Below are 9450 nucleotides of genomic sequence, written 5' to 3'. Positions count from 1 at the left end.
ACCTATGCAATCTTGATCAGAGAGAACTACACATGAAAGAAAAACCACGGCCCGACTTAGACGATGAGCTCCCTAGGTATTGCATGAACCGCCAACACGCCATTCAAGCACTTTGCGTCAAGCCAAACTACTTCGACACGCACATCAGGCCGCGCCTGAGAACAACAAAGCAAGGCACTTCTCTCCTGTTCCTTTGCGAAGAAGTGAAGGCGATCGCATACGAAATGTTCAATGCACCCGGCACTGAGATCGCTCGCGCCGACGACATGCAGACAAAACCAGAAAAAACGAGTGCAACACCATGGGAAAAAAATCAACCGGCATCTACAAACGGCAAAACGGCAGCTGGGTCGTCGATAAGTTCGTCGAAGGAGTTCGGGTTTACCAAAGCTTTGGATCGTATGAAGACGCAGAAGCGTGGCTCACCCGGGAACTAGAGGCACTACGGCAGACGCGCGTCCATGGTGTCACCCCCCAGATTACCTTTGACCAAGCTGCTGGGCGCTTCATTGAAGAGAATGCGCATATGGCGTCAGTGGAGTCATCTGGCTATCACCTGAAGGCCGTGATGCCCTACATTGGCGACCTTCTGCTTGAGCAAGTTCATTCAGGAACACTGCAGCCTTTCATTGATGCTCGACGCAAGGCAAAGATCTCACACAAATCGATCAATTTGAGCCTGGGCGCGGTGCGTCGAGTCCTCAATCTGGCAGCGGGAACTTGGCGCGATCCCGAGTCGGGCAAACCTTGGCTGGTCTCTGCCCCCCTGATCACCATGTTGCCTTTGACAGGTCATCAGCGTCCTCCACGGCCGATCACTTGGGACGAGCAGGCGCTTTTGCTGAAGGAGTTGCCGAAGCATCTTCACGACATGGCGCTGTTTACTCTGCACAGTGGCGTGCGAGATGATGTGGTTTGCAATCTCCAATGGGCTTGGGAGATCCCAGTGCCGGAGCTCAACATCTCTGTTTTCGAGACCCCGCCAGAAAACGTCAAGGGGCGCCGCACTTCAAAGCTGGTGGTGTGCAACAGCATTTCCCAGGCCGTGATTGAGGAAGCGCGGGGGCACCACCCGACCCACGTTTTCGCGATGTCTTGGCGCCACCGTGAACTTGGACCAATCAAGGCCATGAACAACAGCGCGTGGCAAGCAGCGCGCTCAAGGGCGGGTCTGGGCGATCTGCATGTCCACGACCTTCGCCATACGGTGGGCATGCGACTGCGTGAGGCTGGCGTCAGTGAGTCGACCCGGCGGGACGTCCTGTGGCACAGCAATCGCTCCGTCACGGACCACTACTCCATGGCCCAGATCCGAGAGATTCACGAAGCTCTGGAGAAGATCACAAAGCCGACCAACGGCTGGAACAAGAGCCTCCAGGCGCTGAAAGCGGAGCATGCGCTGCGGAAAGCCGGCACACGGACTTGAGCCTCGGATGCTGATGATCAATTCCGAGTCCCGCAAAAGTCCCGCAGCAAAGAAAAACGGGCTAGCTCTTTTGGAGCTAACCCGTTGTTCTAGAACGATGTTCTGGTGCGGCTGGCAGGAATTGAACCCACGACCCCTTGGTTCGTAGCCAAGTACTCTATCCAACTGAGCTACAGCCGCGAAGCCTTGAATTATAGCAGGGTTTTTTGGTAGGCCGTGTTGGACTTGAACCAACGACCAAAGGATTATGAGTCCTCTGCTCTAACCAACTGAGCTAACGGCCCGACAACAGGCGGGATTGTAGGGGTCAGACCCCGGGCAAACCTCTACTTGTTGTGGCTCAGTGCATTGCCCACCAGCTTGGCCGTCACATCCACGATCTGGATCATGCGTTCGTAAGGCATGCGCTGGGGCCCGATCACGCCCAGCGTGCCGACGATCTGGCCATCGACCTCGTAGGGAGCCGTCACGACAGACAGATCTTCGTATGGCACGACCTGACTCTCGCCGCCGATGTAGATGCGCACGCCGTCAGCTTGGGCCGAGACGTCCAGCAAGCGGATCAGCTGCGTCTTCTGCTCAAACAAATCGAACATGCGGCGCAGGTTGCCCATGTCGCTGGAGAACTCGCTCACCGACAGCAGGTTGCGCTCACCGGACACCACCACCTCGTCTTGTGCAGCGTCGCCTTCAGCGCCAATGTCCACCGCCGCCTTCATGAGGTCGGCAATCTCGCCGCGCAAGGCGTCAACCTCGTTTTTCAAACGCTCACGCACGGCTTCCATGGTCAAGCCGGAGTAATGGCTGTTGAGGAAGTTGGCGGCTTCTAGCAGCTGCGACTGGGTGAACGTGGCCTGCGTGTGAATGATGCGGTTCTGCACCTCTCCCTCCGGCGAGACGATGATCACCAGAACCCGGCGATCGGACAGGCTCAGGAACTCGATGTGGCGAAACACCGAGGCGCGGCGCGGGGCGGTGATGACGCCCACGAACTGCGACAGGCTGGACAGCATGTTGGCCGCATGGCTGATGACGCGGTGCGGCTGGCCTGCTTCGATGCCCGGCGGTGTCGTCATATCGCTCACAGGCGAAAGGCCTTCGCGGCGCACGGTGAGCATGGTGTCGACAAACAGGCGGTACCCGCGTGCTGTGGGGATGCGCCCGGCCGAGGTGTGCGGACTGGCGATCAGGCCGAGCTCTTCCAGATCGCTCATGACGTTGCGGATGGTCGCGGGTGAAAGCTCCATGCCGGCGGCTCGCGCCAGGGTGCGAGAGCCCACGGGCTGGCCGTCGGCGATGTATCGCTCGACAAGGGTTTTGAGCAGCAGCTTCGCGCGGTCGTCCAACATCACTTCATTTTACGGAGAGAGCATTGCCCGGTACCGTTCGCAGTCGAGGGTTTTCGGGCAATCCACCACAGACGGCCTATGTTGTAATTTGTAGATGATCATGCCCCCCGACACACGGTCCAATCCCACCCGATCGGACCGACCCTTGCGCTTCTCGCACGTGGCCATCGTCGGCAAATACCACGCACCCGGGTCGAGAGATGCGGTCGACGAGATCGCGCATTTCCTGCACGACGAAGGCTGTGACGTATCGCTGGAGCAAGAGACTTCGCTCAACACAGGCCTGAACCAATACCCGGCGCTCTCGGTACCCGAGATGGGCCAGCACTGCGATCTGGCTCTGGTGGTGGGCGGCGACGGCACCATGCTGGGCATAGGCCGCCAACTGGCGCGCTACGGCGTGCCGCTGGTGGGCATCAACCAGGGGCGCCTGGGCTTCATCACCGACATCCCTTTTGAAGACTTTCGGGACAAGCTGCGCCCGATCCTGCGCGGCTCGTTCGAGGACGATCCGCGCTCCCTCATGGCCGCCAGCGTGTGGCGCGATGGCCGCTGCGTGTTCGAGGCCACCGCGCTCAACGACGTGGTGGTCAATCGGGGGGGGGCTGCGAGCATGATCGAGCTGCGGGTGGAGGTGGATGGGCATTTCGTGGCCAATCAACGGGCCGACGGTTTGATCATTGCTTCCCCAACCGGCTCCACTGCTTATGCCCTGTCTGCCGGGGGGCCGCTGCTGCACCCGGCCATCGGTGGTTGGCTGATGGTGCCAATCGCGCCGCATACCTTGTCGAACCGGCCTGTGGTGCTTCCCGGGCACAGCGAGATCGCGATGGAGATCGTCTCGGGCAAAGAGGCCAGCGCCAATTTCGACATGCAGTCCTTCACCAGCCTGTTGCACGGCGACCGCATCGTGGTGCGTCGCTCCGAACATGCTTTGCGCCTGTTGCATCCGGTGGGATGGAGTTACTTCGACACCTTGCGCAAGAAGCTGCACTGGAACGAAGGGGTCTGAGGACCCTTCAGAATCCCGCCTGTTCACACCGCCCCATATCCATCATGAGTCTCCGCCGCATCGCCCTGCGCGACTTCGTCATCGTGCAATCCCTCGACCTGGACCTGGACCAGGGCTTTGGTGTACTCACGGGCGAGACTGGTGCGGGCAAATCGATCCTGATCGACGCATTGCAGCTGGCGCTGGGCGCCCGGGCCGAGAGTGGCGTGGTGCGTGAAGGCGCTCTGCGCTGCGAGATCGCTGCCGAGTTCGATGCCCCCGCGTCGCTCACCCCATGGCTGGAAGAACAAGGTTTCCCGGTCGAAGATGGCCTGCTGCTGCGCCGCACGGTCGATACCGAAGGGCGCAGCAGGGCCTGGATCAATGGCAGCGCTGCCACGATGGCACAGCTCAAGGCCCTGGCCGACGGTCTGGTCGATATTCACGGTCAACATGCCTGGCAAAGCCTCACACGCGCAGAGGCGGTGCGCGACCTGCTGGACGCCTACGCCGGGATCGACACCTCCAGCGCCACCCAGGCCTGGGCCCAGTGGCGCCAAAAACGCAAGGCACTGGACAACGCGACCGAAAAGCAGAACACGCTAAAGCAGGAAAGCGAGCGCCTCTCATGGCAGATCGCGGAGCTCGACAAACTCGCGCCTCTGCCCGGCGAATGGGAAGAATTGAATGCACAGCACGGCCGCCTGGCCAACGCGCAAGGTCTGCTGGACGCAGCGCAGGCCGCGGTCACCGCCCTGGACGATGAGGAGTCCAATGCGGCGGCACTGATCCACCGAGCGCTCTCGGCGCTGCAGGCGCAGGCGCACATCGAGCCCCGGTTTGCGGATGCCATCGCCGCGCTGGAAGCCGCACTGGCTCAGGTGCAGGACACCGTACACAACCTGCACCAGTACGCCCGCCACACCGACCAGGACCCCGCCAGCCTGGAGGCGCTGGACCAGCGTCTGGCGCAGTGGGTATCGCTGGCCAGGCGCTACCGCCGCAGTCCCGACGAAGTGGCCGAGGTGCTGGCGCAATGGAAACACGAACTGGCCGCGATCGATCAGGCGCTGGACCTCGAAGCACTGCAACAAGCCGAACGCTCGGCCTGGAAAGCCTTCAACGCCGAGTTGCAAACCATCACCAAGGAACGCCAGAAGGCCGCGCCCAAACTGTCGAAAGCGGTCACGCAGAGCATGCAGGCGCTGGGCATGCAGGGCGGCGTTTTTGAAGTGGCCTTGCAACGCCTCGACGAGCCCCAGGCCCATGGTTGGGAACAGGTCGAATTTCGCGTGGCGGGCCACGCCGGCGCCACGCCCAAGCCGGTGGGCAAGGTGGCCTCGGGCGGTGAGCTCTCTCGCATCGCGCTGGCGATCTCGGTGGTCACCAGCCGGCTGGGGCAAGCGCCCACGCTCATCTTCGACGAGGTGGACTCGGGCATCGGCGGTGCCGTGGCGCACACGGTGGGCCAGTTGCTGCGCCAGCTTGGACAGGACCGCCAGGTGCTCGCCGTGACCCACCTGCCCCAGGTGGCGGCCTGCGCCGACCACCACCTGCTGGTGAGCAAGCAGATGGTCGGGCGACAAACCTTGAGCACAGTGGCACCCATTGAGCACGAAGCCCGCGTGATCGAACTCGCGCGCATGCTCGGCGGCAGCGAAAAATCGGAAATCTCGCTGGCCCACGCCCGCGAACTCCTCTCCGCCTGACCGCTACAACGGCCATGTCCTCAACCAACGAAACCCCCATCCACCTGGTGCTCATCACCGGCATGTCTGGCTCGGGCAAGTCGGTGGCACTTACCGCGCTGGAAGACGTGGGCTTCTACTGCGTGGACAACCTGCCACCCGAGTTGCTCGAATCCTTCATCGAGCTGGAACAAAGCCACAAGGCCAGCAAAGTGGCCATTGCCATGGATGTGCGCAGTGCGGGCTCGCTGCCAGGCCTGCCCAAGCGACTGGCGCAGCTGCAACGCCATGCCCAGCGCCCGGTCAACCTCACCACCGTGTTTCTCGATGCAACCACCGACACGCTGGTGCGCCGGTTTTCGGAGACGCGGCGATCGCACCCGCTTTCACTCAAGCAGTTCAACGACCAGCACCGTGCGCTGACCGAGGCGATCGAGCAGGAACGAGAACTGCTGGCGGAGCTGCGCGACCAGGCACTGGTGCTCGACACCAGCCTGATCCGCCCCACACATCTGCGCAGCCAGATCAAGGACCTGCTGGGCGCCACGCAGGCACCGCTCACGCTGGTGTTCGAATCGTTCGCCTTCAAGCGCGGCATCCCCATGGACGCCGACTTTGTCTTTGATGTGCGCATGCTCGCCAACCCGCACTACGAGCCCGACCTCAAGCCGCTGACCGGGCGCGACGCACCGGTGGCGGCCTACCTGGTTGCGCAGCCCGAGGTTCGGCAGATGGAGCAGCAAATCACCGTGTTCCTGAGTCACTGGCTGCCTCAGATGCTGCGCGACCACCGCAGCTATGTGACCGTGGCCATTGGCTGCACGGGCGGGCAGCACCGGTCGGTTTACCTGGTGGAGCAGCTCGCGCGTGCGTTCGGCCTGGACTGGTCCACGCGCGTGAGGCACCGCGAGGCCGACAGCTGGCCGACACCGCTGGTGCCCGGCGTTTAAGTCCGCGAAAACAGATCGGACACCAGCAAGGCTTGCAACAGCAGCTTCACGGGCGCAGGCAGGCCGTGCTGACCCAGCATCTGGGCATCGACCCATTGACCCTCCGGCAATTCCCCAAGGTTGGGCTGCGACCTGAGTTCCAGCAGCAAGGGGTGTAGCCGCAACTCCCGGTGGGTGAGGCTGTGCGACACCGCGTCCAGCGCGATCAAAGAATCCAGCCAGGCCGGCGGCAGGCCCGCGTGGGCCGCCTGTTCGCTCTCGAACACAGGCGGGCAATACAGGCCTGCCCAGATGCCGCTGGCGGGCCGACGCTGCAGCCAGAAGCGATCCGGTCCATCGACCAGCTTCACGAGCAGCAACCACCAACTTTCATGGCGGCGCTTGAGGGTCCGCGTCTTGACAGGAAACCGCTGCGGCTCACCCGACAGGTAGCCCCTGCAAATGCCATTCATGGGACACTGCCCGCAGGCCGGGCGACTGCGCGTGCACACCGTCGCCCCCAGATCCATCAGCCCCTGCGTGTAGGCCGTAATGTCGTCTGCAGCAGGGTCGATCGGCAACAAGGCCTGCGCCAGGTTCCACAACTCGCGCTGAGGTGCTGCCTGCGCAAGGTCGCCCTCAAACGCGAGCAATCGCGTCAGCACCCTTCGCACATTGCCATCAACGATGGACACGCGTTCGCCAAAACAGAACGATGCGATGGCAGCCGCGGTGGAGGCCCCGATACCGGGCAGCGTTTCAAGCCCCGCGGCTGTTGCAGGAAATTCACCACCGTGGCTGTTCACCACCGCTTGGGCGCAACGGTGCAAGTTGCGCGCACGGCTGTAGTAACCCAGGCCGCTCCACAGGGCCATCACCTCGTCAGTGTGTGCGGCGGCCAGGGCACGGACGTCGGGGAACCGATCCAGGAAACGCGTGTAGTAGCCCAGCACAGTGCTCACCTGGGTCTGCTGCAGCATGACCTCGGACAGCCACACGCGGTAGGGGTCTCGGCTGCCCTGCCAAGGCATGCCGCTGCGCCCGGCGCGGCGTTGCCATTCGATCAGCAGGGGAGCAAAGGTGAAGGGCAGATCGGCGCGCGTGCCGACGACGCCGCTCATGCCGCCAGGGCTTCGGCGGGTTCTTCGTCGGGCGCGGCCAGCAGGTGATCGGTCAGCTCGGCCAGCTTGGCATCGAGCAGGTTGAGCTTGGCCTGGTGAGTCTGCAGTTCGCGAATGCGCTCGTCCAGGCCGCCTGCGGCCTGCTGGATGCGCGAGACCGCTTCAATGCGCCGGGTGAAGTTGCGGCGGCGCTCACGCAACTGGGCATCGAGTTGGGCAGCTGCCGACTTGTTCCACAGTTCCACCTCATTGACCGCCGTGTCGTACACCACCCGCAAGCGGCTCATGAGCGCTCGCGCCAGGCGCTCAGCGAATTCGGGATTCGCCAGCTTGAGCGCATTGCCCAGACTCAGGTATTGCAGGTGGCTTTTCTCGATCAGGTCGAGGTCCTTGACATACTGGGCCAGTTGCGGCGGTGTGGGAGCCTGCAAAGAGAAGCCGTACTCGGCGTTCAGGCTCTTGAAACTGCCTTCCAGCATGGACTGGATATCACCTGCCATGCCATCGGCTTTGGCCATGTCGGCACGCAAGCGGTCAAACGTGTGGTCGTATGCACGGCGCACACCCAGCTTGATGCCCGGCTGCCGAAGCGCCTTGGACAACACCGACACCTCGGATTTGAGGTGCGTGGCGCTCAACATGGCGAAGAGGTCTTTGAGCAGGCGCAGGTGGACCGAACGAACCGCCTGGATCTTGGCGCCACTGGCGTCGAAGTCGGCTTGCTCCTGCTCGATGCGCAGGCGCATTTGTTTGATCACGCTGGCGTTTTTGCCGCGCAACCCGTCCAGCTCTTGAATCTGCTCGACCAGATCGCGCGAGCGGGTGTGCACCATGCGCGTGGTCTCCACCCGCAACGACTGGATGCCTGTGGCCACGGCCGCACTCAGGATCTTGCGGCGCTGGCCCAGCAGGTCCACGCCCAGCGCCGTTTCCAGCTCCATGAGGTTGCTCGCTTCGAGCAGTTTCTTGTCGCGATTGACCTTGGCCAGCAGGCCCTTCTGGGCAGACACCGCCAGCACCTGACGCGGCGAGAGCCCGAGAATCTCGGCAGAGTCGGTGCGCTGAGATGCGATCTGCAGTTGCACTTGCTCGGGCGAGCTCAATGCATCCCACATTGTGTCGATCTTGTTGAGCACGACCAGACGCGACTCCTTGCCCTCGCCCAGCACCGACAGATGCTGACGCCAGATGGTGAGATCGGACTTCGTCACGCCGGTGTCTGCCGCCAGGATGAACACCACCGCCTGCGCCTGGGGCAGCAGGCTCACCGTGAGTTCGGGTTCGGCACCAATCGCATTGAGCCCGGGGGTGTCCAGGATCACCAAGCCTTGCTTGAGCAGCGGATGCGCCATATTGATCAGGGCGTGGCGCCACCTCGGCACCTCCACCGTGCCGTCGGCGGCGACCAGCGGGTTGTCTTCGGGCGCTTCATCGCTCCAGAAACCCAGGCCACGCGCTTCATCCAGGGTGACCCGGCGAACCTCTGCCACTTTTTGAATGGCACGCGCCAACTGCTTGGGATCGTTCACATCCAGATCCACACGCTCCCACTTGTCTGGAGCATTGCGCCAATCCAGCAGCGACAAGGGTTGCAGGCGGGTCTCGATGGGCAACAGGCGAAGGCAAGGGGGCACTTCGGCGTCGTAGCCCAGCTCGGTGGGACACATCGTGGTACGCCCCGCGCTCGCCGGCATGATGCGACGCCCATAGCCGGCAAAAAACACCGCGTTGATCAGCTCGGATTTGCCCCGCGAGAACTCGGCCACGAAGGCCACCATGATCTTGTCGTTCTTGACCTGGGCATGCAGTCCATCCAGACGCTCGCGAATGCCCGGCTCCATCAGGTCATGGTCGGTCAGCCACTCGGCGAGCAGACGCAGACGCAAGGCAAACTGCTTGCGCCAAACACCGTGTTGGTCAAATTCCTGATTGAAACTCATAGGTCT

The 9450-nt window shown here is 62.6% G+C and carries 7 protein-coding genes and 2 tRNA genes; 4 read left to right on the top strand and 5 right to left on the bottom strand.

Annotated elements, in window-relative coordinates; translation table 11 throughout:
- Positions 1 to 301: 301 nt before the first annotated feature.
- A complete protein-coding gene (locus F9Z44_RS05100; RefSeq protein ID WP_137917480.1) occupies positions 302 to 1426 on the top strand; it encodes a tyrosine-type recombinase/integrase in 1125 nt (374 codons plus the stop codon).
- Between the two features lie 103 nt (positions 1427 to 1529).
- Here the strand turns inward: F9Z44_RS05100 and F9Z44_RS05095 are convergent.
- From F9Z44_RS05095 to hrcA, 3 genes are all read right to left on the bottom strand, one after another.
- Positions 1530 to 1606, bottom strand: a tRNA-Arg gene (locus tag F9Z44_RS05095).
- A gap of 27 nt (positions 1607 to 1633) precedes the next feature.
- A tRNA-Ile gene (locus tag F9Z44_RS05090) sits at positions 1634 to 1710 on the bottom strand.
- Between the two features lie 42 nt (positions 1711 to 1752).
- On the bottom strand, positions 1753 to 2775 hold the full coding sequence (gene hrcA / locus F9Z44_RS05085; RefSeq protein ID WP_159604161.1) for a heat-inducible transcriptional repressor HrcA: 1023 nt from the start codon (positions 2773 to 2775) through the stop codon (positions 1753 to 1755).
- A gap of 94 nt (positions 2776 to 2869) precedes the next feature.
- Between hrcA and F9Z44_RS05080 the strand changes: the two genes are divergently transcribed.
- Genes F9Z44_RS05080 through rapZ form a run of 3 tightly spaced genes read left to right on the top strand, consistent with a single transcriptional unit; the run spans position 2870 to position 6404 of the window.
- Complete coding sequence (locus F9Z44_RS05080) at positions 2870 to 3787, top strand: NAD kinase (protein WP_236574259.1); 918 nt, start codon at positions 2870 to 2872, stop codon at positions 3785 to 3787.
- A 44-nt stretch (positions 3788 to 3831) separates the two neighbouring features.
- Positions 3832 to 5475 carry a DNA repair protein RecN gene (gene recN / locus F9Z44_RS05075; RefSeq protein WP_159604159.1) on the top strand — a complete coding sequence of 548 codons (1644 nt, stop codon included), beginning with the start codon at positions 3832 to 3834 and terminating at the stop codon, positions 5473 to 5475.
- A gap of 14 nt (positions 5476 to 5489) precedes the next feature.
- Positions 5490 to 6404: an RNase adapter RapZ gene (rapZ, locus tag F9Z44_RS05070; protein WP_159604157.1), complete on the top strand. Its 915-nt coding sequence runs from the start codon at positions 5490 to 5492 to the stop codon at positions 6402 to 6404.
- Here the strand turns inward: rapZ and mutY are convergent.
- Both mutY and F9Z44_RS05060 read right to left on the bottom strand, forming a co-directional pair.
- A complete protein-coding gene (mutY, locus tag F9Z44_RS05065; RefSeq protein ID WP_159604155.1) occupies positions 6401 to 7504 on the bottom strand; it encodes an A/G-specific adenine glycosylase in 1104 nt (367 codons plus the stop codon). The genes rapZ and mutY overlap by 4 nt on opposite strands.
- Positions 7501 to 9444: a dynamin family protein gene (locus F9Z44_RS05060; RefSeq protein ID WP_159604152.1), complete on the bottom strand. Its 1944-nt coding sequence runs from the start codon at positions 9442 to 9444 to the stop codon at positions 7501 to 7503. Before F9Z44_RS05060 ends, mutY begins: the two co-directional genes overlap by 4 nt.
- Positions 9445 to 9450 lie beyond the last annotated feature (6 nt).

This window comes from Hydrogenophaga sp. PBL-H3, from assembly GCF_010104355.1.
Taxonomy (GTDB): Bacteria; Pseudomonadota; Gammaproteobacteria; order Burkholderiales; family Burkholderiaceae_C; genus Hydrogenophaga.
The sequence above is the reverse complement of the archived record's forward strand: the minus strand, read 5'-3'. Positions and strand labels throughout refer to the sequence as shown.

Bases quoted from the DNA above. Each gene is read 5' to 3' on its own strand.
- recN (WP_159604159.1), top strand. From the start codon at position 3,832: ATGAGTCTCCGCCGCATCGCCCTGCGCGACTTCGTCATCGTGCAATCC.
- F9Z44_RS05100 (WP_137917480.1), top strand. From the start codon at position 302: ATGGGAAAAAAATCAACCGGCATCTACAAACGGCAAAACGGCAGCTGG.
- mutY (WP_159604155.1), bottom strand. From the start codon at position 7,504: ATGAGCGGCGTCGTCGGCACGCGCGCCGATCTGCCCTTCACCTTTGCT.
- rapZ (WP_159604157.1), top strand. From the start codon at position 5,490: ATGTCCTCAACCAACGAAACCCCCATCCACCTGGTGCTCATCACCGGC.
- F9Z44_RS05080 (WP_236574259.1), top strand. From the start codon at position 2,870: ATGATCATGCCCCCCGACACACGGTCCAATCCCACCCGATCGGACCGA.
- F9Z44_RS05060 (WP_159604152.1), bottom strand. From the start codon at position 9,444: ATGAGTTTCAATCAGGAATTTGACCAACACGGTGTTTGGCGCAAGCAG.
- hrcA (WP_159604161.1), bottom strand. From the start codon at position 2,775: ATGTTGGACGACCGCGCGAAGCTGCTGCTCAAAACCCTTGTCGAGCGA.